General features: G+C 64.8%; 20 protein-coding genes and 1 pseudogene. 15 read left to right on the plus strand and 6 right to left on the minus strand.

Going from position 1 to position 22,449, the window contains the following annotated elements; genetic code table 11:
- Window positions 1-2: 2 nt before the first annotated feature.
- Genes AABF56_RS02215 through AABF56_RS02230 form a run of 4 tightly spaced genes read left to right on the plus strand, consistent with a single transcriptional unit; the run spans window position 3 to window position 5,740 of the window.
- Entirely contained in the window at window positions 3-1,814 is a 1,812-nt protein-coding gene (locus AABF56_RS02215) for an ABC transporter ATP-binding protein (protein ID WP_272804761.1), read from the plus strand.
- A 1-nt stretch (window position 1,815) separates the two neighbouring features.
- On the plus strand, window positions 1,816-3,153 hold the full coding sequence (locus tag AABF56_RS02220) for an aminotransferase family protein (RefSeq protein ID WP_244767649.1): 1,338 nt from the start codon (window positions 1,816-1,818) through the stop codon (window positions 3,151-3,153).
- Window positions 3,150-3,980, plus strand: coding sequence for a hypothetical protein (locus tag AABF56_RS02225; RefSeq protein WP_272804762.1), 831 nt, complete (start codon window positions 3,150-3,152; stop codon window positions 3,978-3,980). The genes AABF56_RS02220 and AABF56_RS02225 overlap by 4 nt, the downstream gene beginning before the upstream one ends.
- 2 nt (window positions 3,981-3,982) lie before the next feature.
- Window positions 3,983-5,740 carry a thiamine pyrophosphate-binding protein gene (locus AABF56_RS02230; protein WP_272804763.1) on the plus strand — a complete coding sequence of 586 codons (1,758 nt, stop codon included), beginning with the start codon at window positions 3,983-3,985 and terminating at the stop codon, window positions 5,738-5,740.
- A 344-nt stretch (window positions 5,741-6,084) separates the two neighbouring features.
- Here AABF56_RS02230 and AABF56_RS02235 read toward each other — a convergent pair whose 3' ends face one another.
- The 4 genes from AABF56_RS02235 to AABF56_RS02250 all read right to left on the minus strand — a co-directional run bounded on the left by AABF56_RS02235 (window position 6,085) and on the right by AABF56_RS02250 (window position 10,068).
- Complete coding sequence (locus AABF56_RS02235; protein WP_272804764.1) at window positions 6,085-6,570, minus strand: biotin transporter BioY; 486 nt, start codon at window positions 6,568-6,570, stop codon at window positions 6,085-6,087.
- A gap of 105 nt (window positions 6,571-6,675) precedes the next feature.
- Window positions 6,676-8,028, minus strand: coding sequence for an acetyl-CoA carboxylase biotin carboxylase subunit (gene accC / locus AABF56_RS02240; protein WP_272804765.1), 1,353 nt, complete (start codon window positions 8,026-8,028; stop codon window positions 6,676-6,678).
- A 38-nt stretch (window positions 8,029-8,066) separates the two neighbouring features.
- Window positions 8,067-8,576, minus strand: a complete 510-nt coding sequence (accB, locus tag AABF56_RS02245; protein ID WP_272804766.1) for an acetyl-CoA carboxylase biotin carboxyl carrier protein — start codon at window positions 8,574-8,576, stop codon at window positions 8,067-8,069.
- On the minus strand, window positions 8,563-10,068 hold the full coding sequence (locus AABF56_RS02250; RefSeq protein WP_338341901.1) for a pyruvate carboxylase subunit B: 1,506 nt from the start codon (window positions 10,066-10,068) through the stop codon (window positions 8,563-8,565). The genes accB and AABF56_RS02250 overlap by 14 nt, the downstream gene beginning before the upstream one ends.
- 651 nt (window positions 10,069-10,719) lie before the next feature.
- On the opposite strand from AABF56_RS02250, the gene AABF56_RS02255 reads away from it, so the two are divergent.
- From AABF56_RS02255 to AABF56_RS02305, 11 genes and pseudogenes are all read left to right on the plus strand, one after another.
- Window positions 10,720-12,009, plus strand: coding sequence for an ABC transporter substrate-binding protein (locus tag AABF56_RS02255; RefSeq protein ID WP_272804768.1), 1,290 nt, complete (start codon window positions 10,720-10,722; stop codon window positions 12,007-12,009).
- Between the two features lie 60 nt (window positions 12,010-12,069).
- Window positions 12,070-12,966 carry a branched-chain amino acid ABC transporter permease gene (locus AABF56_RS02260; protein ID WP_272804769.1) on the plus strand — a complete coding sequence of 299 codons (897 nt, stop codon included), beginning with the start codon at window positions 12,070-12,072 and terminating at the stop codon, window positions 12,964-12,966.
- A complete protein-coding gene (locus AABF56_RS02265; protein ID WP_272804770.1) occupies window positions 12,963-13,928 on the plus strand; it encodes a branched-chain amino acid ABC transporter permease in 966 nt (321 codons plus the stop codon). Before AABF56_RS02260 ends, AABF56_RS02265 begins: the two co-directional genes overlap by 4 nt.
- Entirely contained in the window at window positions 13,925-14,674 is a 750-nt protein-coding gene (locus tag AABF56_RS02270) for an ABC transporter ATP-binding protein (protein ID WP_272804771.1), read from the plus strand. Before AABF56_RS02265 ends, AABF56_RS02270 begins: the two co-directional genes overlap by 4 nt.
- A 4-nt stretch (window positions 14,675-14,678) precedes the next feature.
- On the plus strand, window positions 14,679-15,332 hold the full coding sequence (locus AABF56_RS02275; protein ID WP_272804772.1) for an ABC transporter ATP-binding protein: 654 nt from the start codon (window positions 14,679-14,681) through the stop codon (window positions 15,330-15,332).
- Between the two features lie 43 nt (window positions 15,333-15,375).
- On the plus strand, window positions 15,376-16,398 hold the full coding sequence (locus AABF56_RS02280) for an NAD(P)H-quinone oxidoreductase (protein WP_272804773.1): 1,023 nt from the start codon (window positions 15,376-15,378) through the stop codon (window positions 16,396-16,398).
- A gap of 102 nt (window positions 16,399-16,500) precedes the next feature.
- Window positions 16,501-17,262, plus strand: a complete 762-nt coding sequence (locus tag AABF56_RS02285; RefSeq protein ID WP_272804774.1) for an IclR family transcriptional regulator domain-containing protein — start codon at window positions 16,501-16,503, stop codon at window positions 17,260-17,262.
- Between the two features lie 117 nt (window positions 17,263-17,379).
- Window positions 17,380-18,087: a 3-oxoacid CoA-transferase subunit A gene (locus tag AABF56_RS02290; protein ID WP_272804775.1), complete on the plus strand. Its 708-nt coding sequence runs from the start codon at window positions 17,380-17,382 to the stop codon at window positions 18,085-18,087.
- A complete protein-coding gene (locus tag AABF56_RS02295) occupies window positions 18,084-18,788 on the plus strand; it encodes a CoA transferase subunit B (RefSeq protein ID WP_272804776.1) in 705 nt (234 codons plus the stop codon). Before AABF56_RS02290 ends, AABF56_RS02295 begins: the two co-directional genes overlap by 4 nt.
- Before the next feature lie 71 nt (window positions 18,789-18,859).
- A complete protein-coding gene (pcaF, locus tag AABF56_RS02300; protein ID WP_272804777.1) occupies window positions 18,860-20,065 on the plus strand; it encodes a 3-oxoadipyl-CoA thiolase in 1,206 nt (401 codons plus the stop codon).
- Between the two features lie 21 nt (window positions 20,066-20,086).
- A pseudogene (locus AABF56_RS02305) lies at window positions 20,087-20,719 on the plus strand (carbonic anhydrase); the annotation flags it as partial.
- A gap of 99 nt (window positions 20,720-20,818) precedes the next feature.
- Here AABF56_RS02305 and AABF56_RS02310 read toward each other — a convergent pair.
- Both AABF56_RS02310 and AABF56_RS02315 read right to left on the minus strand, forming a co-directional pair.
- Complete coding sequence (locus AABF56_RS02310) at window positions 20,819-21,562, minus strand: FadR/GntR family transcriptional regulator (protein WP_245082429.1); 744 nt, start codon at window positions 21,560-21,562, stop codon at window positions 20,819-20,821.
- A 131-nt stretch (window positions 21,563-21,693) separates the two neighbouring features.
- Window positions 21,694-22,431, minus strand: a complete 738-nt coding sequence (locus tag AABF56_RS02315) for an SDR family NAD(P)-dependent oxidoreductase (protein ID WP_272804778.1) — start codon at window positions 22,429-22,431, stop codon at window positions 21,694-21,696.
- Window positions 22,432-22,449: the final 18 nt, after the last annotated feature.

Below are 22,449 nucleotides of genomic sequence, written 5' to 3' on the forward strand. Positions count from 1 at the left end.
AAATGGGCGAACCCGTACTTTCCGTCAGGGATCTGACGACGTCCTTTCGCGGGCCTCAAGGGTGGACTCCCGTCGTCAAGGGACTGTCCTTCGATCTCAAGCCGCGCGAGACGTTGGCCATCGTCGGCGAGTCCGGCTCCGGCAAGAGCGTCACCGCGCTGTCGCTTCTCAAGTTGGTACCGGAGGCCAACGGCCGGGTCGAGGGCTCAGCCCTGCTCGGTGGTCGCGACCTCATGTCCTTGCCGGAGGCGGAGATGTGCCGCATCCGCGGCAACGAGATCGCCATGATCTTCCAGGAGCCGATGACCAGCTTGAACCCGGTGCTGACTGTCGGCGACCAGATCTCGGAGGCGTTGATCCTGCATCGCGGCATGGACAGGGCCGCGGCCCGGGCCGAGGCGCTGCGTATCCTCGACCGGGTCCGCATCCCGGCGGCGCGTGAGCGTCTGGACGAGTACCCGCATCGCTTTTCCGGCGGCATGCGTCAGCGCGTGATGATCGCCATGGCGCTCGCCTGCCGGCCGAAGGTCCTCATCGCCGACGAGCCGACGACGGCGCTCGACGTGACCGTACAGGCCCAGATCCTCGACCTGATCCGCTCCCTTCAGGACGAGTTCGCCATGGGGGTGGTCTTCATCACCCATGACATGGGGGTGGTCGCGGAAATCGCCGATCGCGTGCTGGTGATGCTGCGCGGCGACAAGGTCGAGGAAGGCGAGACCACGCAGATCTTCGCCAGGCCGGCCCACGCCTATACGCGGCGGCTGCTCGCCGCGGTTCCCACGTTGGGCTCGATGCGCGGCGAGGCGGCGCCGAAGAAGATGCCGGACTTCGTGGAAGAGGACGAAAGCGCCGGCCCGGCTGCCGCCCCAGATCGCTCGCCGGCCTGTCACGACGAGCCTCTTCTTGAGGTCGAAGGCCTGACGACCCGCTTCGAGATGCGCAGCGGGCTTCTACGGCGCGTCTCCGGCCGCGTGCACGCGGTGGAAAACGTCTCCTTTTCGCTAGCGCGGGGTGAGACGCTCTCGCTGGTCGGGGAATCGGGCTGCGGCAAGTCGACGACCGGCCGTTCTATCCTCCGGCTGGTCGAGCCGCTCGCCGGTTCGGTCCGCTTCGAGGGACGCGAGGCGATCGGCATGGGTGGGGCGCAGTTGAAGGCGCTGCGCCGCGACATGCAGATGATCTTCCAGGATCCCTATGCCAGCCTCAATCCGCGCATTCCCGTCGGCAGGGCGATCGCCGAACCCATCGTCGTGCACGGGCTTGCCGGCCGGCGCGAGGCGGAGGAGCGCGCCGCCGGCCTGCTGGAGAAGGTGGGGTTGGAGCCTGGCATGGCGGCCAGGCTGCCGCACGAATTCTCGGGCGGCCAGCGCCAGCGGGTCTGCATCGCCCGTGCGCTCGCTCTCTCGCCCAAGCTGATCGTGGCAGACGAGGCCGTTTCCGCTCTCGATGTCTCGATCAAGGCCCAGGTGCTCAACCTGATGCTCGACCTGCAGTCCTCGCTGGGGCTTTCCTACCTGTTCATCTCGCACGACATGGCGACCGTCGAACGCGTCAGCCATCGCATCGCGGTCATGTATCTGGGGGAGATCGTGGAGATCGGCCCCCGCGCGGCGATCATAGAGAATCCGCAGCACCCATACACGCGCAAGCTTCTGTCCGCCGTGCCCCTGCCGGACCCCGCACGGCGCGGCACCCGTCCGCCGCTTCCCGCCGAAGACCTGCCCAGCCCCGTTCGCGCGCCGGACTTCGTTCCGCCCGAACGGATCTGGCGCACCGTTTCGCAAGGCCATCTGGTCCAGGAGTCGTCCTGACATGCACAACCATTCTCCTGTTTTCTACCGCGACCTCAACGCGGTCCCACCGTCCATCGTCAGGGGTGAAGGCTCCTACCTGGAGGATGCGTCCGGCCGCCGCTATCTCGATGCGTCGGCAAGCGCCGGCGTGGTCGGTATCGGCCACGGCCGCTCCGAGATATGGGATGCCTTGGCCGCGGCGGGGGACAAGGTCACCTTCGTCTACAACGCGACTTTCACCCACCCCTGGCAGGAAGAGCTTGCCGGCCGCATCCTTGCCATGGCGCCTTCCAACATGGCCGGCGTCTACTTCACTTCGGGCGGGTCCGAAGCGAATGAATCGGCCTGGAAGCTCGCGCGCCAGTATTTCGTCGAGCGGGGCAAGCCCCAGAAATACAAGGCTGTTGCAAGATGGCTCAGCTATCACGGGGTGACGCTCGCCACGCTGTCGCTATCCGGCCGCACCAGCTGGCGCGAGATCTATTCGCCGCTGCTCCTGCCCGTGGCGCGCGTCGCCCCGCCCTACGAATACCGTTGCAGGATATGCGGCGGGGGCCGATGCACGCTGGCGTGCGCCGACGATCTTGAGCGCACGATCCTGATGGAAGGACCCGAAACGGTCGCGGCGTTCTTTGCAGAACCCATCGTCGGAACCACGGCAGCCGGCCTCACGCCGAATCCGGGCTATTATCGCCGCATCCGCGAAATTTGTGACCGCTACGACGTGCTCTTCGTCGCCGACGAGGTGCTGTGCGGTTACGGCCGCACCGGCCACCCCTTCGCGATCTCGGGCTGGGATGTCGCGCCGGATATCGTCACGCTCGGCAAGGCGATCGGCAGCGGCTATGCGCCGCTGGGGGCAATGGTCGTGTCGGAGAAGATCCGCGAGGTCTTCGCCGCCGGCAGCGGCCGCTTCGTCCACGGCCTTACCTACAGCGGAACCCCCTCCGCCTGCTTCGTCGGAAACCGGGTGCATGAAATCATGTCCCGCGAGGGGCTCTTCACGCGCGGCGCGGAGATCGGGCGCTATCTGGAGGCCGGATTGCGTGCGCTTGCGGATCGGCACCCGGCGATCGGCGACATCCGGGGACGCGGTCTGCTGTGGGGCGTCGAGTTCGTCGAGGACCGCGAGACGCGACGGCCTTTCGACCCGAAGGTCGGCTTCACCGCGAAGATCGTCAGCCACATGCGTGTAAACGGGATTCTCGTCGCCGCCGGCATTCCCGGCATCAACCATGGGCAAGGTGGCGACCACATCCAGATCAGCCCGCCCTTCACCATCAGCGAAAGCGAGATCGACGTCCTGCTCGACGGTCTGGACGAGGCGCTGAAGCGGTATGGGAGCGTTCCGGCATGATCACGCTGGGCTCCGTGACGGACCTTCGTCCCGAACATGCCGGCCGGGCCGTTCTGGTCGGCTCACATGGCGGCCACGCGACGGGCGAGTATGCGCTCGCATTCGCGATAGCCTCGCTGATGTGTCACGACGCCGGCATCGGGCTGGAGGAGGCCGGGGTCGAAGGGCTGACGGTTCTTGGGAACCAGTCCGTTCCGGCAATCGCAATCGATTACCGCTCGGCACGCATTGGCGATGCGCAGGACATGCTGGCCCGCGGCCGCGTCAGCCGGGCGAATGCGCCCGCCGTCGCGCTGGGCATCTTCCCCGGAAGCCGGGCCGCGGATGCGGCGGCGTTGCTATCCGATCGAGTAGGGCAGGCAACGGCGCTTTCCGGGGCAACCAGTGACGCCATCTTTCGTCGCCGGGAATGCTCGCTCGGCCCCGGTCGACGCCTTGTCTTCCTCGACAGCGCATCGTCGATCACGCCTTTCGACAACGGAGCCATCATCGTTACGGGCTCTCACGGCGGGCTGCCGGCCGGGGCGGCGGACCGCGCGATCAAGGCACGCCCCTTGATCGCCATCTTCAACGACGCCGGCGTCGGCATCGACACGGCGGGCATCGCGCGCCTGCCCGTGCTGGATCGGCAGGGGGTGGCTGCGGCCTGTGTCAAGGCCGCGTCGGCCAGGATCGGCGACGCCCGGTCCACCTACGAAACCGGCATCGTCTCCTTTGCCAACGAAAAAGCGCTCGCCCTCGGCGCACAGCCCGGCACGCGGATACGCCATCTCATCGGCAGCCTGACCGGCATCGCCGCTGATCAATTTCCAACATGGGACACATGACAATGACCGAAGCAAAGCTGACCACAGCGACATCCGACGCAACGATCCGCCTCACGGGCGGGGAGGCGATTGCCGAAATTCTCGAACGGGCGGACGTCGGGCCGATGTTCGGCATGGGCGGGTTTCAGCTTCTGCCCTTCTACGAAGCCGTCCGGCGCAAGGGGTTACGCCATCATCTGATCAACGACGAGCGGTGCGGAGCCTTCGCCGCCGACGCCTGGGCGCGGATGTCCGGACGGCCGGGCGTGTGCGATGCGACGCTGGGGCCGGGCGCCACCAACCTTGTGACGGCGCTCGTCGAGAGCTTCAACGCCGGGATTCCCCAGGTCGTCTTCGTCGGCGATACCCACCGCGATCATTCCTGGAAGAACATGACGCAGGAGACCCGGCAACTCGACATCCTGCGTCCCGCCGTCAAGGAGGTGATGCGTATCGAACGGCCCTCCCGGGTGCCGGAGGCGGTGCGCCGCGCCTTTGCGGTCGCCACCTCCGGCAGGCCCGGACCCGTCGTGGTCGACGTGCCGGAAGACGTCGCGCACGAAGTCCACGACTATTCGGTCGCCGACTTCTGGATCGATCCGGCGACGACCCGGTTCCCGGGTTATCGGTCGAGACCCGATGCGGGCGATGTCGAGCACGCTGCTGCGGTCATCGCGGCGGCAAGGCGACCGCTCCTGCTGGTCGGCGGCGGCGTGCATATCTCCCAGGCCTACGAGGCGCTGCGAGCCTTCGCCGAAGCCCACGCGATCCCGGTCGCCCACACGCTCTCCGGCAAGGGCGCCATCGCCTGCACGCACCCGCTTTCGGCCGGCCTGTTCGGCCGCTACTCGCGCATCGCCAACGAACTGATCGAGGCCAGCGATTGCCTGATCGTCGTCGGCTGCAAGCTGGGCGAGATCGCCACCAGGCGCTTCCATCTCTTCAACGGCCATGCGCCCGTTATCCATGTCGAGGTGCTTGCGGAGGAGATCGGCCGGACCACCCGGACGGACCATGCGCTCGTCGGCGACGCGCGGCTGGCGCTGGAGGACCTGTCCGCCGCCCTCTATGGCGAAGCTGTCCGGGCATGCGCCGCCCGCGCGGACTACGCGGCCGAGATTCCCGCACGCATGCGCAGGTGGCGGGATGGCGCCGCCGACCGCCTTCTTTCGAGCGAGGTGCCAATCAACATGGGCCGAATGTTGCATGAGCTGAATGAGGCGATGCCGGCCGAGTCCGTGCTGGTCGCCGACGGCGGCTTCGCCGCCCATTGGGGTGGGCTGCTCTACGATACCAAGGCGGCGGGCCGGAGGTTCGTAGCCGACCGGGGTTTTGCCTCGATCGGCTACGGCCTTCCCGGAGCGATGGGCGCCCAGCTCGCGGTGCCCGACCAGCCGGTCGTCGCCATCACCGGCGACGGCGGGTTCAACATGACGATCGGCGAGCTGGAAACCGCGCGCCGGGCCGGCACGCCGTTCACGCTGATGATCGTCAACAACGCTGCCTCCGGCTACATCAAGGCGTTGCAGCATGCGATGTACGGTGCCTATCAGTCTTCGGATCTCGTGGAGATGAACTATGCCCGGATCGCCGAGGACTTCGGCTGCCAAGGCATCCGTGTCGAACGGCCCGAGGAACTCGGCCCGGCCATCCGCGCTGCGAACGAGGAGCGCCGCCGGCCCTCCGTTATCGACGTCGTTGTCACGCGCGATCCCGCAAGGATGCTGCCGGGTGTCGATAATCGCACCTTAAAAGTGACCAAGGGAGACAGGCCGGTTTGAGGAGCAAGTCGCGATCCCACAAATCGGATCGGACCATCTTGAAATGAACGTCCTCTGTTTCACGGTGTCCGGCGATGTTGCCTTTGCCATCGGTTCAATCATGGCTGCTCGCAATAAACAGGTCGTCGCTTCATATCCGTTCAAGAGCTTTGCGCTCGATACGCTATGGAGACTTGTGAGATTTCCTCAAAGCGACCGTTCGGCTTATGCGCGCTGAATGGTCGGCTTTGGGTGGCTACGCCGGAAAAATCATCGTTCGCTGACTGAGAGAGGATGGCTGCTGTGCACCATCGGTTGAGGCACTGAGCGAAGCGGTGCGCAAACCCGCGAGCGGATACGCAACCTCACACTGACAGCACGATAATGTTGCGTGGTGGAATCAAACGACAGAGCTCCCGCCAAGCAGATGCTTGAGGCCGGCAACCGCCTTGCGCGCCGGCGGCGATGCCGATCCCGTAAAGCACGACGATCCCGCCCGTCGGCGAGGAAGGCCGTGACATAGCCGAGGCGTTGCCAGAGACGTTCCACCAGGAGGCCGACGACGACGTGACGACCCATCTCAGCAGGAAGCCTCCGGTCGGTCCCATGAAGACGCCGAAGCCGCCGCGTCCTCCCGAGAGAAGCGGCAGGCCGATCGCAACGAGGATCAGGAAAAGGATCATCGACAGGCCGCCGCGCCTGGCACCGAGAACACCACCGGCGAGGATGGCACCGAGAGATTGCGCTGTGATCGGTACGCCCACGACCGGCAGGGTCATGGGCGGGAAGACGGCGAGGGCGGCCGTGATGGCGGCAAAGGTTGCTATGAAGACGGTGTCACGCGTTTCCATGGGGTTCCCCTATGATGGCAGGTAGGACGCGTATCATCCGGGTCCGCCGCGGAGCAGCGGACCATGCGTTTGGCGGCGGGGCGTCTTGCCGCTGCCCCGGGATCGCTATTTTCCGAGCAGCGTCGCGACGAAGGACGTGTTGAAGACGCCGGAGACGAACTGCTCGTTCTGAAGGATTTCCTTGTGGAACGGCGCCGTCGTCGTGATCGCCCCGAGGTCGAGCTCGTCAAGCGCTGCGATCATGCGGGCTCTCGCTTCCTCGCGCGTCTGGCCCCAGCAGATGAGCTTGCCGACCATGGAATCGTAGAAGGGCGGAATGACGTATCCGGCCTCGATATGCGTATCCATCCGGATCCCGAGGCCGCCGGGCATATGGAAGCGCTTCACGGTGCCCGGGCATGGCATGAAGTTCTGCTCGGGGTCCTCGGCATTGATGCGGCATTCGATGGCGTGGCCGGAGATACGGATATCGTCCTGCCGGATGGCAAGCGGAATGCCGCTGGCGACTTCAAGCTGCATCTTGATGAGGTCGAGCCCGGTGATCATTTCCGACACGGGATGCTCGACCTGGATGCGGGTGTTCATCTCGATGAAGTAGAACTTGCGCTCATCGAGGTCGAACACGAATTCGATGGTGCCGGCATTGGTGTACTTGACCTCGCGGCACAGATTGACCGCGGCGGCGGCAAGTTCCTGGCGCAGCCTGTCGTCGAGAACCGGAGAGGGGCCTTCCTCGATCAGCTTCTGATTTCGTCGTTGGGTCGTGCAGTCGCGCTCGCCCATATGCAGGAAGGTTTCGCCGTCGCACATCACCTGGATTTCGATGTGGCGGATATTGGTGAGATAGAGCTCGATGTAGACGGAGGAGTCGCCGAAGGCGGTTTCGGCCTCGGACATGATTTCGGAAAGATCGCTTTCCAGGCTTTCCATCTGGCGCACGACGCGCATGCCGCGCCCGCCGCCGCCAGCCGCCGCCTTGATCAGCAGGGGGAAACCGACGTCCTTGGCGACCTTCAGCGCCTCGGCGAACTCGGTGATCGCGCCGTCGGAACCGGGAACCGTGGGCACGCCGGCCTTCTTCGCGATCTTCTTCGCCTCGATCTTGTCGCCCATCTGGTGGATGACCGTGCTGGACGGGCCGATGAAGATGATGCCTTCCTTCTCGCAGGCGGCCGCGAACTCAGCATTTTCAGCAAGGAAACCGTATCCGGGATGGATGGCGTCGGCACCGAAGGAGAGGGCGGCGCCGAGAACCGCCTGCTGGTTGCGGTAGCTCATGTTGGAGCGCGCAGGTCCGATGCAGACGGCCTTGTCGGCGAGCCGTACCGGCAAGGAATTCGCGTCCGCCTCCGAATGAACCAGGATGGTCGATACACCGAGCTCGCGACAAGCGCGGATAATACGAAGAGCGATCTCGCCGCGATTGGCGATCAACACTGTTTTGATCAACGCAGACATGCAAATTCTTCCCAGTTGAGTGTGTTTTACGACGACCTTCAGTTGGTCCTGATGACCATCAGAGGCTGGCCGTATTCGACGGGCTGCTCGTTCTCGACCAGGATCTTCGTGATGACGCCCTCGACCTTGGCCTCGACATTGTTCATGAGCTTCATGACCTCGACGATGCAAAGCACGGTGTCGGACTTGACGCGGTCCCCGACATTGACGAAGGCCGGGGCGCCCGGCTTCGACGCCGCATAGAAGGTGCCGACCATGGGAGCCTTGATGACCACCTCGTTCTCGGCGGGCTGCTCATAGGCATCGGCCGCGGCAGCGGGCGCCTGGGCCGCCGGCTGAACGGCGGGGGTTGCCGGGACGGCCTGCACCGGCGCGGCGACGGACGCCTTCGCGATCTTGCTGTCGGCGAAGAACGAGGAATTCTCGTTCCGCGACAGCGAGATCTCGACCTCGCCGACCTTCAGGTAAAAGTCCTTCACGTCGTCAGCGACATTGATCCACTTCAGGATCGCGTTCACTTCCTTGATCGCCTCGTTATCCATTGGCATTGACCTTCTCGACTCCAAGTTTCAGTTCAAAGTTTGCGGTTTTGATCGCCAGGGCGCGCTTGCCGGTGTTTTGCGCGTGGGCGCGCTTGATGAGGGCGAGCAGGGAGCTGCCGCCGTCGGCCGGGGCGGCTTCCTTCTTGGCCTTCACCATCTCGTCCACCTGCGTCCCCGCGAACATCGCGCGCAGGAGCAGCGTGTCGATGTCGTCGTCCGGATAGCGTGCGGCGAGATCGGGCAGCATGGGCGCAATAGGGCCGGGCTCGGCGGCGATTTCGGAGGCGCCGTTGCGGATGATGCGCCCGCGCAGTTCCGGATCGATCGGCGCCAGCAGCTTGCCGTAGTAACCGAGGACGTATTTCTTGATCTCGTTAGGCACGATCTTGTAGCGCTCGCCGGTGATGACGTTGAGCACCGCCTGGGTGCCGACGAACTGCGCGAACGGCGTGATCATGATGGGATAGGCAAGCTCCGAGCGGACCTTGGCGACTTCCACCAGGAGTTCGTCGAAGCGATCCTCGAGGCCGGCCGTCTTCAATTGCGACTGGAAGTTCGACAGCATGCCGCCGGGAATCTGGTGCATGTAGTGGAGGCCGTTGTATTCGACCGGCACGCCGAGCGGCTTGCCTTCGTCCTCGGCGATCTGGTGAAGCCTTTCGCTCACCCTGGCGATGCGTGCCATGTCGAGGTTCACCTCGTAGCCGAGCGCTTTCAGGTCGCGTACGACACTTTGCACGGCAGGCTGGCCGTTGGCATTCGCCAGCGGGGCGATGGAGAGGTGCAGCACGTCGACGCCGTGCTCGACGGCCTCGAGATAGACCAGCGGGGCCAGCGCCGTGAGGCAGTGGCTGTGGATTTCCAGAGGCCGGTCGCCAATCAGATCCTTGATCGCAGGGACCAGCGTGCGGATGCGCTCGGGTGTCAGGAGGCCGCCTGCATCCTTGAGCATGAACGCATCGATATCCGTCTTCTCCAGATATTCCCTGGTCTTGGCGATATAGAGTTCGTCGGTATGCACCGGGCTCTCGCAATAGGACAGGGCGCCGAAGGTGTAAGCACCCAGCTCCTTGGCCCTGCGCAGCCCCGGCGCGATGTTGTCGATGTCGTTCAAGCCATCGAACGAACCAATCACGCGGAAGCCATTCGCATAAAGGCTATCCACCCATGATTGTATAACGTCATCAGGAAGGAAATCGAAGGATGCAATATTCCGCGAACGGATCAGCGCGCGGAACTTCGTGCCCGGCGCGCGCTCGTGAAGTAGTCTTACGCGCTCCCAGGGGTCTTCCTTCAAGTAACGAACAGAAACGTCGAATTGAATGGGAGCGACGAGGTCGATCTGTGTATATCCTGCCGCGGTGATGTCATCGAGCATCGAAAGCATGTGTTCCGTGCGCATGCGCGTTGCCCAAAGGCTCTGCTGGCCATCGCGAAACGTCGTGTCGACGATTTTGATCTCGCGCATGCTACCGGCCGGGCGACCGCCATTGGCCATGATCTGTGATATAGTCTGCATATGATCTTTAGCCACAGCAAAACTCCCGTTGAATTTTGATCTCGATATGAAGAAATCTCCGAATGAGATCGAAATCTCTGGAAAAATTCTGTGAGATCAATGGTTTGATTGTGTAATCGTGCGCAGTATATCCTCCTGATGCGCAAGATTGCGATTGTGAGGCTAGTTTTCCGACCGGCCGTCCGTCAACAAAAAAATCGCTATTTGACATTTGTTCGCATTTCGCACGCTCCGCTGATTGACGGTCTGACCGAAAAGATAATAGTCTGTTTGTCGGACAATGTAGCTCGCCAGAATTGGGGAGGGAGCCGAGTGCCGGTCGAGACGGTGCAGAGGCGGTATGCCTGTCCAGATCGGTGGTATTCGCCCCGAGGTTCGACATCCGTGTCGTCCCGGGGAGTGCCACGGAAGGCGACCTGGCGCGGTCGTCGTCGCCGGTCTGGCGAGCTGTTGTCCGGCGCCGATGGGGCGTGATGCCAGAGACTTGGAGGGGCTTTTTGCTGGGCGGCCTCGTCCAGGCGGGCTCCTATGTTCGGCCGCCCGGTGGCGCGCCGATCTCAAGAATGGACGAGGCGATCAATTCCGGCCGCAAATGTCGTTTGGCCGGACGCAAACCGGGAGGAGAACCGAATGCGAAATTTTGTGAAGTTTGGCGGACTGTTGGCCGCGCTGATCGCCGGCACGAGCACTGCCGCTGCAAAGGACACCTTCAAGGTCGGCATCGTGACCTTCCTTTCCGGGCAGGCGGCGCAGAGCTTCGGCGTTCCGGCAGCCAACGGCGCGAAGCTGCTGGTCAAGAAGCTCAATGCCGGCGAAGTGCCCGCGCCCTACGACACGCCGGGCATGGGCGGTATGCAGATCGAAGCCGTCCTGATCGACGAGGCGGGGGGTGCCACCGTCCAGGTTCAGGAATACCGCAATCTGGTACAGCGCGAGAAGGTCGATGTCGTCATCGGCTATGTCGGTTCGGGCGACTGCCTTGCCGTCGCGCCGGTCGCCGAGGAGCTGAAGACGTTCACCATCCTCTACGATTGCGGCACGCCCCGCATCTTCGAGGACGCCGACTACCAGTACGTCTTCCGTACCGCCGCGACCGCGACGCAGGACAATGTCGGTCTCGTGCGCTATCTGAAGGCGCTCGGCGTCGATATCAAGACCTATGCAGGTATCCATCAGGACTATGCCTGGGGGCATGACAGCTGGGTCGACTTCAAGGCCGCCATGGGCCAGATCTATCCCGAGGCCACGGTAGCGGCCGAGCTGTTCCCGGCCTTCGGCGCCGGCCAGTACGGAACGGAGATCTCTGCGCTCATGCAGAGGCGCGCCGATGTCATCCATTCCTCCCTGTGGGGCGGCGATCTCCAGTCCTTCATCCTGCAGGGCCTGCCGCGCGGCCTCTTCAGGCAGGCGCAGGTTGCCTTGTCCACCGCAGACCATGTCCTGCCGCCGCTCGGCAACAACATGCCCGAGGGCGTGATCATCGGCGCGCGCGGCTCCTACGGCTACATGGCGCCGGAAAGCGCGCTCAACACCTGGTGGGACGCTGCCTATCGCGAGGCCTACGACAACGTCGTGCCGGTGCAGGGACCCTATCGCATGGCGCAGGCGCTTCTCGGCCTGAAGAGCGCCGTCGAAAAGGCGATGAAGGAAAACGGCGGCGTCAAGCCGTCCTCCGAGCAGCTCTCCGCCGCCATGACGGGCCTGTCCTGGGAAAGCCCCGCGGGGCTGATCGAGATGACGAACGGCAAGGGCCATCAGGCGATCCAGTCGATCGGCTTCGGACGCACGCAGAAGGACAAGGACGGCAACATCGTCCTCGGCGACATCCTCCACTTCGACGCCCGCTGCGTGAACCCGCCGGCGGACAAGAAGAGCATCGAATGGATCGAGGCGGGTTTCCCCGGCGCCGACTGCGACTGACCAAGGCTGCCGGGGCGCGCAGCCCCGGCCTCCCGCAACACCGACGATCGGTTTTCTGACATGAACCTCATTTTCACCATTCTCCTGGATGGGCTTATCTATGCCTCCTGGCTTTTCATCGTCGCGCTCGGGCTGACGCTCGTCTTCGGCGTCCTGAAGATCCTCAACTTTGCCCATGGCGGGCTCTACGCGCTCGGTGCCTACGGGGCCGCAATCGCCGTGCCCTTCTTCGCCGGCCTCGGCATGCCCGAGTGGTTCAGCCTGCTTGCCATGTTCATCGCCGCGGCGGCCGTGGCCATCCTGATCGCACCGCTGATCGAGCGCGGGCTGCTGCGCTACTTCTACGGCCGCGACGAAGTGCTGATCCTTCTCATCACCTACGCCGTGTTCCTCATCCTGGAGGACGTGACGAAGATGATCTTCGGCGTGAACCCCTACTATGTCTTCGAGCCGCGCAACCTGCTCGGCAATGTGGAGATGGGGTCGCTGTTCTATGTCGGCTACGACCTCGCGCTGATCGGCCTTGCCGTCGTGTGCGGTCTCGGCGTCTGGTTCGGCCTCAACCGCACGCGGATCGGCAAGATCACGCTCGCCGTCATCAAGGAGCCGGAAGTGAGCCAGGCGATGGGCGTCAACATCGCGCGCATCTATCTCCTCGCTTTCGGCGTCGGCGTCTTCCTCGCCGCGCTCGGCGGTGCCTTCACGAGCCCGTTGATCTCGGTGCAGCCGGGCAACAGCGTTTCGGTCATCGTCGTCAGCTTCGCCGTCGTCATCATCGGCGGCCTCGGCTCGATCCCCGGCGCGGCGATCGGCGCGCTGATCGTCGGCATCGCCCGCGCCTTTGCGGTCTACGAGCTTCCGGAAGCCGAGATCTTCATCATCTACCTCGTGATGGTGGCCGTGCTGATCTTCCGGCCGGAAGGCCTTTTCACTCCCATCAAGGCGCGCAAGATATGAACCCGATCCTTTGCACATTCGGCCTCGCCGCGCTCGGCGCGCTGGTCTTCATCGCCATCGGTCTCGTCGTGCCGGCCTGGTTCCTCTTCACCATGACCAAGGCGGTCGGCTTCGGCCTCGTCGCACTCGGTCTCGTCGGGTTGCTCAGGGGCGGGCTGCTCAGCTTCGGCCAGGGGCTCTACTATTGCGGCGGCGCCTATGTCTCGGGCCTCATGGCGAACTGGGCAGGCGTCACGGATATGATCGTGCTGCTTTCCGTCGGCTGCATCGCCGGCGGCCTGATCGCCGCCCTGGTCTCGCCGCTGGTCGCCCGCTATCGCGGCATCTTCTTCGCCATGCTGACCATGGCGCTTTCGATGGTGGCCTACGGCGTCCTCACCAAGATCGCCGCCATCGGCGGATCGGACGGCTTCAACGTCCCCAAGCCGACCCTTCTCGGCTACCACCTGGCGGAGACCGGCTTCGGCCTCTATGCCATCGCCGTCGTCACCGCCGCGCTCGCCGCCGCGGTCTGTCGGGTTCATTTCGACAGCGGCCTCGGCCTCATCGCCAGCGCCGCGCGCGAGAACGAGTTGCGCATCGAATATCTGGGTGCCTCGGTGTTCTCCGTCAGCATGCGCAGCTTCATCCTCGCCGGAGGCCTGGCCGGGCTCGGCGGCACGCTGAACGGCGTCGCGCTCGGCCATGTCGATCCCTTCTTCAGCTATTGGACGACGTCGGGCGAGATGGTCTTCATCGCCATTCTCGGCGGCTATGCTTCGGTGACGGCCGTCTTCGGCACGGCGCTGATCACCGAGCTCGTCCGGTCCTTCTCCGGCCAGTACTTCCCCGAAAGCTGGCAGATGCTGCTCGGCATCTTCCTCCTGCTCGTGATCGTCTTCCTGCCGCGCGGCGTGGGGTCGATGTGGGCGAAGCCGGCGAAAAACCATGCAATCCGCAGCATCAAGGAGCCAGCGACGTGAGCGGTGCAGTTCTCGAGGTAAAGGGCCTCATGAAATCCTTCGGCGCGCTGGTCGCCGCCAACAACCTGAACGTGGAGGTCATGCCCTCCGCCCGGTTGTCGCTGATCGGCTCCAACGGCGCGGGCAAGACCACCTTCGTCAACATGGTGACGGGCTATCTCAAGCCCGATGCCGGCCAGGTGAAGCTGGACGGTAGGGACATCACCCGCCTGCCGCCGCGGCTCATCACGCGGGCAGGTCTCGGCCGCTCCTTCCAGATCCCGCAGCTCTGCGAGGCCATGACGCCGGTCGACAACATCCTCGTGGCGCTGGAGATCGCGGGCGACGGCGGGTCGGTCTTTCGTCCGGCGCGCACGAAAGGTTCGCTCGACAGGGCCGTCGAGATGCTGGAGCGCTTCGGGCTGGAGCGCTACGCCGGCCGTCCCGTGAACGAACTGCCGGGCGGGGTGCGCAAGCTGATCGATATCGCCATGTCGCTTGCCAGCCGCCCGCGCGTGTTCCTGCTCGACGAGCCGACATCGGGCGTCAGCACGGAGGAGAAGTTCCCGCTGATGGACAAGGTCATGGCCGCGCTCGAGGGGGAACGCTCCGCGGTGATCTTCGTCGAGCACGACATGGAGATCGTGACGCGCTACGCCGACCGGGTGCTCGCCTTCTATTCCGGCGAGATCATCGCGGACGATGCGCCGGACGAGGTGCTGAACGACCCCGCCGTGCAGAAATACGTCACCGGAACGGCGAGGTAAGGCGATGCTGACCATTCGTGACATCAATGTGAAGATTGGCCAGGTCGAGGCGGTCCGCAACTTCTCGATGGATGTGCCCGCCGGATCGATGATCGGTCTGGTCGGTCGCAACGGGGCTGGCAAGACCACCGTGATGCGCGCCATCATGGGCCTTGCCAGGCTTGGTGGCGGCTCCGTCACCCTCAATGACCAGAACCTGGAGAAGGTCGACGTTCACCGCCGTCCCGCGCTGGGCCTCGGATACATGCCGGAAACCCGGGGGTTGATCCCGGACCTGACTGTCGAGGAGAACATCCTCCTGCCGACATGGGTGATGCGCGGCATCGACGGCAAGGCGCGGCTCAAGTTCGTCTACGACATCATGCCGGAGCTGATACCGATGGCCGACCGCAAGGCGCTTCTCCTGTCGGGCGGCCAGCAGAAACTGGTGGCACTCGGCCGCGCGCTCACCGCCGGCACCCGGCTTCTCCTGCTCGACGAGCCCTTCGAGGGCGTCGCCCCGGCGCTCGCCCAGCGCCTCTCCGAGGTGATTTCCTCGCTGAGGAGCGAGAGCCTCTCGACCATCATGAGCATGTCCGAGACCACCCATTCCGAAAGCCTGCTCGACCAGGTCTGGCGCATCGAACGCGGCGCGAACGTCGCGGCGGGCGCGGCGTGACGCCCGGCGCAAGACCCTCTTCCGATAGAAAGGATATCATCTCATGCAAACGACACGATCCGTCATCGCCGATGGGGCCGGAGGTCCCGAAGTCCTGCGCATCGTCGAGCGCGCCTTGCCGGCGCCCGGTCCGAACGACATGGTGGTGCGGGTTCACGCGGCGGGGATAAACCGGCCCGACGTGATGCAGCGGCAGGGCAACTATGCGCCTCCGCCCGGCGCGAGCGACGTGCTCGGACTGGAACTGGCGGGGACCGTCGAGGCGGTCGGAGCGGACGTGACGCGCTTTGCTCCGGGCGACCGGGTGCTGGCGCTGGTCGCCTCCGGCGCCTATGCCGAACGTGCCGTGGTACACGAGGATGTCGCCATCGCCATTCCGGCGGGGATGAGCTTCATCGAGGCGGGCGCCGTGCCCGAGACCTATTTCACGGTCTGGAGCAATGTCTTCGAGCGCGCCGGCCTTGCCGATGGCGAGACGCTTCTCGTGCATGGCGGTACCTCCGGCATCGGCTCGACGGCGATACAGGTGGCGAAAGCGCTCGGGGGGCGGCGCGTGATCGCCACGGCCGGCTCGGACGAGAAATGCGCGGCCTGCCTGGAGATGGGCGCCGATCATGCGATCAACTACCGGACTGCGGATTTCGTGGAGGAGGGGCGGCGGCTGACCGGGGGACGCGGGCCCGATGTGATCCTCGACATGGTGGGCGCACCCTATTTCCAGAAGAATCTCGACCTGATCGCCCTCGACGGGCGGATTTCCCAGATCGCCTTCCAGTACGGCAGCCGCGCCGATATCGACCTCGCTCCGCTTCTGTTCAAGCGGGTGACGATGACCGGTTCGACCTTGCGCGCCCGCCCCGTCGCCATGAAGGCCCGCCTTGCCCGCGCCCTGGAAGAGCATGTCATGCCGCTCCTGGCGGCGCGGCGGGCCTTGCCGGTGATCGACAGCATCTTCCCCTTCGAAAAGGTCGCCGACGCCCATGCCCGGATGGATGGGGGCAGCCATGTCGGCAAGATCGTTCTGGCGATGACCGCGGAGGCCGACGCCACCGCCGGCGGCGGGTGATCGTCCCGCCGCTGTATCCGGCAATCATCTTTTCGTCGAAACCTCACCATGCCCGGGCCTTTGCGAAGGCCCGGCAAGGCGCCCGATACGGGAGGCAGGATATTGACCGCAAACAAGCGCGATTTGATGGGGGGGCTCGCGAAAGGCCTGCGGGTGATCGAGGCCTTCACGGCGGAAGCCCCGAAGCTCAGCATCACGCAGGCTGCCGGGCGCATCGGCCTCGACCGCGCCACGACACGCCGCTGCCTGCTCACTTTGGCGGAGCTCGGCTACTGCGCCTATGACGGGAAGTTCTTCACCATCACGCCCCGCGTCCTGCGCCTGGGGACGGGCTGCCTCGCATCCATGCCTCTCCACAAGATCGTGCAGCCGATGCTGGACGAGGTTTCCGAGGAGATAAAGCAGAGCACGTCCGTCTCGATCCTGGATCATACGGAAATCGTCTATATCGCCCGGGCGGCGCAGACCCGCGTCATGTCAATCGCGCTGATGCCGGGCTCCCGCCTGCCTGCCTATTGCACCTCCATGGGGCGCGTTCTGCTGGCCGCGCTGCCTGAAGCGGAGGCGCAGGGCATCCTGGAAGCCTCGACGCTCACCCGGCGCACCGAGTTTACGCAGACGAGCCTCAAGGGGATCATGGAGGAGTTGGCCCGTGTGCGCCAGCTTGGCTATGCCCAGATAGACCAGGAGGTCGAGATCGGCCTCAGGTCGATCGCCGTTCCATTGAAGAACACGCGCGGCAGAACGGTCGCGGCCTTGAACACAGGGCTGCCCGCAGCGATCGTGCGGATGGAGGATGCGGTCCAGGAGTTCCTGCCATCGCTGCTTCGCGTTCAGAAGGAATTCGCGACCCTGTCATTGTAACGCCAAGGAAACAACGCCGCCGGGCACATGCGGAGCCGGACGGCGAACATCGCCGCTTCGCTTGCCGCATCGATATTCTAACGGAGGGGCGGTTCTATCCGCCGCATTGAAAACACCATGGACAAGACACTTGCAAGCCTTGAGACCGCCGTCGCGGAGATTGGCGACGGCGCTGTCGTGATGATCGGCGGTTTCGGCGGTTCGGGTGCGCCGATCGAACTGATCCACGCCCTCATCGACAAGGGACCGAAGGACCTCACCATCATCAACAACAATGCCGGCAACGGCCGCATCGGCATCGCCGCGATGATCGACGCGGGCATGGTGCGCAAGATGATCTGCTCCTTCCCGCGCTCCACAGATCCGCGCGCCTTCACCGACCGCTATCTCGCAGGCGAGATCGAGTTGGAGCTGGTGCCGCAGGGCACGCTCGCCGAGCGCATCCGCGCCGGCGGCGCCGGCATCCCCGCCTTCTACACGCCGACGAGCTACGGCACGGAGCTCGCTAAGGGCAAGCCGGTCGCCGAATTCGACGGCCGCATGTACGTGCAGGAGCGCTGGCTGAAGGCGGATGTCGCGCTGATCAAGGCGCATGTCGGCGATACGCACGGCAACCTCACCTACAACAAGGCTGCCCGCAATTTCAGCCCGCTGATGTGCATGGCCGCGGCGAAGACCATCGTGCAGGTCTCGAAGCTGGTGCCGCCCGGCGGCATCGACCCCGAGCATGTCGTCACCCCCGGCATCTTTGTCGACGGCCTCGTCGAGGTTGCCGATCCCAAGCAGGAAGAAGACCTCATCCGCGCAGGAGTGGCCTACGCATGACCGTCGATACGCACCCCATGAACACCCGCGAGGACATAAAACTCTCCAACGCCCAGATCGCCTGGCGCGCCGCACAGGACATTTTCGACGGCGCCTATGTCAACCTCGGCATCGGTTTCCCGGAAATGGTCGCCCGCTACCAGCCCGAGGGTCGGTCGGCGATCTTCCACACGGAGAACGGCATCCTCGACTTCGGCGAGGCCCCGCCGGAAGGCGAGGAGGACTGGGACCTGATCAATGCCGGCAAGAAGGCCGTGACGCTGAAGCCGGGTTCGGCCTTCTTCCACCATGCCGACAGCTTTGCCATGGTGCGCGGCGGCCATCTCGACGTCGCCATCCTCGGCGCCTACCAGGTGGCCGAGAACGGCGACCTCGCCAACTGGCGCGTCGGCTCCAAGGGCGTTCCGGCCGTCGGCGGGGCGATGGACCTCGTGCATGGCGCAAAACAGGTCGTCGTCATCACCGAGCACGTCACCAGGAACGGCGAGCCGAAGCTCGTCGAGCGCTGCACCTTCCCGCTCACCGGCGTCGGCTGCATCACCCGCATCTATACCAGCCATGCCGTCATCGACGTTTCGGGCGGCCGCTTCGTGCTGCGCGAGAAGCTGCCGGGCATGACGGTCGAGGAGCTGCAGGCGATGACCGGCACGAAACTGCATGTCGACGGCGATGTCGCCGATCTCGTCGTGCCGCAACTCTAGAACAGTGTTGTACGCACTTCCGGCCGCAAAGCCGCTACGCACGTCTGCTGGAACTGCTTGAGGGGAACACCATGGCTGAGGCCTATATCTGCGACTACATCCGCACGCCCATCGGCCGCTTCGGCGGTGCGCTTTCCTCCGTGCGTGCCGATGATCTCGGCGCCATCCCGCTGAAGGCGCTGATGGCGCGCAATGCCGGCATCGACTGGGAGGCCGTCGACGACGTCATCTTCGGCTGCGCCAACCAGGCGGGCGAGGACAACCGCAATGTCGCCCGCATGTCCGCGCTCTTGGCGGGCCTGCCCGTCTCCGTCTCCGGCACGACGATCAACCGCCTCTGCGGCTCCGGCATGGACGCGGTCATCGCCGCCGCCCGCGCCATCAAGGCCGGCGAGGCGGAGCTTTTCATCGCCGGCGGCGTGGAGAGCATGAGCCGCGCGCCCTTCGTCATGCCCAAGGCGGAGACGGCCTTCTCGCGCAATGCCGAGATCCACGACACCACCATCGGCTGGCGCTTCGTCAATCCCGTGATGAAGAAGCAGTACGGCGTCGATTCCATGCCGGAGACCGGCGAGAACGTCGCCGAGGATTTTTCCATCTCGCGTGAGGACCAGGACGCCTTCGCCGTTCGCTCGCAGGCGAAAGCTGCCGCCGCGCAGGCGAACGGGCGGCTGGCAAGGGAGATCACCCCCGTCACCATCCCGCAGCGGAAGGGCGATCCGGTCGTGGTCGAGAAGGACGAGCATCCGCGCGCGACGACCATCGAGGCGCTCGCCAGGCTCGGAACACCCTTCAGGAAGGAAGGCGGCACGGTGACGGCGGGCAATGCGTCGGGTGTCAACGACGGCGCGGCGGCGCTGGTCATCGCCTCGGAAGCGGCGGTCAAGAAGTACGGCCTCACCCCCATCGCCCGCATCCTCGGCGGCGCGATGGCAGGTGTACCGCCGCGCATCATGGGCATCGGCCCGGTCGCGGCCACGCAGCGCCTCTGCGCCCGCCTCGGCCTCACACCCGCCGACTTCGACGTGATCGAACTCAACGAGGCCTTCGCCTCCCAGGGCCTGGCGACGCTCCGCGCTCTCGGCATTGCCGACGACGCCGGCCACGTCAATCCGAACGGCGGCGCCATCGCGCTGGGCCACCCGCTCGGCATGTCCGGCGCCCGCATCACCGGCACCGCAGCGCTGGAACTCAGCCTCACCGGAAAGAAACGATCGCTCTCCACCATGTGCATCGGCGTCGGGCAGGGCATCGCCGTCGCGCTCGAACGGGTCTGACGGCGGAAGAGGGGCGACAGGATGGGCTTTCCGGATATCCTTTTGAGAGGCTACCGCAATTTCATGGAGCGGCGGTTTATCCATGAACGCTGCCGCTACCGTACGCTGGCGGAGGACGGGCAGGCGCCGCACACGCTCGTCATTGCCTGCTGCGATTCCCGTTCCGCGCCGGAGACAATTTTCGATTGTGGCCCTGGTGAGCTCTTCGTCGTCCGAAATGTCGCCAACATGGTGCCGCCCTATGAGCCGGACGGCCATTTCCATGCCACCTCGGCGGCGCTCGAATATGCGATCCAGGTCCTGAAGATCGAAAACATCGTCGTCATGGGTCATGGGCGGTGCGGCGGCATCAAGGCGGCACTCGACCCCGCCGCCGAGCCCCTGTCGCCCGGCGATTTCATCGGCCGATGGATGGCCCTCCTGCAACCGGCGGCCGCGCAGATAAAGGGCACGCACCTGATGACCCAGGGAGAGCGGCAGACGGCTCTGGAGCGCGTGTCGATCCGAAACTCGATTAACAACCTTCGCACCTTTCCCTATGTCTGCGCCCTGGAAGAACAGGGCAAGGTGCGCGTCCATGGAGCCTGGTTCGACATCTCGACCGGTGAACTCTGGGTGATGGACGGCAGGACCGGTGATTTCCGTCGTCCGGATGCCGACGGCATCGGCACGACGGAAGAGTCGCCCCTCAACAGAGCATCCGGACGCGTCAGGGCATCGGCGTAAGCATTCGCTTGCTGCACCCCTGCCGCGTTATCCAAGTTGCTCCTGCCGGCGCGGGTCTATTGGGATCGGCGCATGCAGGTCGAAACCGGCGACTTCATACCCGCGTTTGAAGTCTTCTATGTGGCGCGCCATCCAATGTTGCGCCGCCCGGCTGTCTCCTCTTTCGATCTCTGCGAGGATCGACCGATGCGCGGCAAGCAGACGGTGGCGCGCCTGGGGGACCGCGTCATAAAGGCCGACCGTGGCGGAGAAGAGCAACATCCGGATCGGTTCGCTCACCAGGCCGAGCACGGCATTGGAGGCGGCCTGCGCGACGAGCCGGTGAAACTCGATATCGTACTCGATGACCTTGTCGTCATCCTCGATATGCTCGTTCAGGCGGGCGACGTTTTCGCGCAGCGCCTCCCTTACCTCCGGCTCTATCCTTTGCGCGGCCGCATGGGCGGCGAACGGCTCGATCTGAAGCTGCATTTCCCACAGGTCGAGGAAGCTGACATGCATGAGCCCGAGCGCGCGCGTGTTGACGCGCGCGATCTCGCTGGCCTGCGGAACCTGCACGACCAGCCGCTTGCCGCCGACCCGCGTTACCAGATCGGAGTTTTCCAGCGCCCTGATCCCTTCGCGGACCGTCGAGCGGTTGACGCCGAGCTGCGCGGCCAGTTCCGTCTCCGTGGGAAGCTTGTCGCCCGACTTGAGCCGGCCACTCATGATCGCCTGCTCGATCGCCTTGGCGACCCTCTTGTAGGTCGGATCGCGGTCGATCTGGATCAAGGTGGGCTCTGGCGGTGAATTTGCCATCCGCGGCTATGCTCCGTTTCTCGAATACTGTGGTCTTTTGGTTGAAATTGCAGCTTAATCGCAGCAACCGTGAATGTCAGCCGGTTTCACTGCCGACGAGGGCGTCAAAGTCCTGAAACGAGATGGCCTCCGTCAACCGCAAGAGCGGTGCCGGTGATATATGTCGCGCGGTCGGAACACAGCAGCCGCAGCGGTTCGTCGAGATCGGCCATCCGGCCCAGCCGTCCCTGCGGTATCCGCCTGATCAATCTCTGCCCCGCTTCCGTCGCGAAGAACTCCCGGTTCAACGGCGTCTCGATATAGCCGGGGCAAAGGGTGTTGACCCTGATGCCGTGGCGAGCCCATTCAAGGGCGAGGGATTTTGTGAGTTGCACGACGGCTGCTTTCGATGCCGCATAGGCGGCGACCCCGCTTGCGACCCGCAGGCCGAGGATCGAGGCTACGTTGACGATCGCTCCGCCCCCGGTCTGCCGCATCCTACGGGCAGCCGCCTGCGCGACGAGAAAGACGCCCTTCAAATTCGTATCGATAACGCGGTCAAGGTCCTCGGGGCTCGTGTCCAGGGCGAATGTCTCGACGCTGACGCCGGCATTGTTCACCAGCACGTCGATCTTGCCGTCGATCCGCTCGAAAGCCGTCTGGACGGAGCCGGCATCTGCAACATCCACGGCTATGCTTTCCGCAGTCCCGCCGGCCGCGGTGATCTCTTGCGCGATGCGCGCGAGGACCTCGCTCCTGCGCGCCAGCATCACGACCCGGTGGCCCTCGGCCGCCAGGGTGCGGGAGAAATATTCACCGAGCCCGCTTGAGGCGCCGGTCACGACAAAGCAGCGTCCACTCATTGTCCCTTTTCATCACAA

Origin of the sequence: Shinella sp. WSC3-e, from assembly GCF_945994535.1 — a bacterium.
Classification (GTDB): domain Bacteria; phylum Pseudomonadota; class Alphaproteobacteria; order Rhizobiales; family Rhizobiaceae; genus Shinella; species Shinella yambaruensis.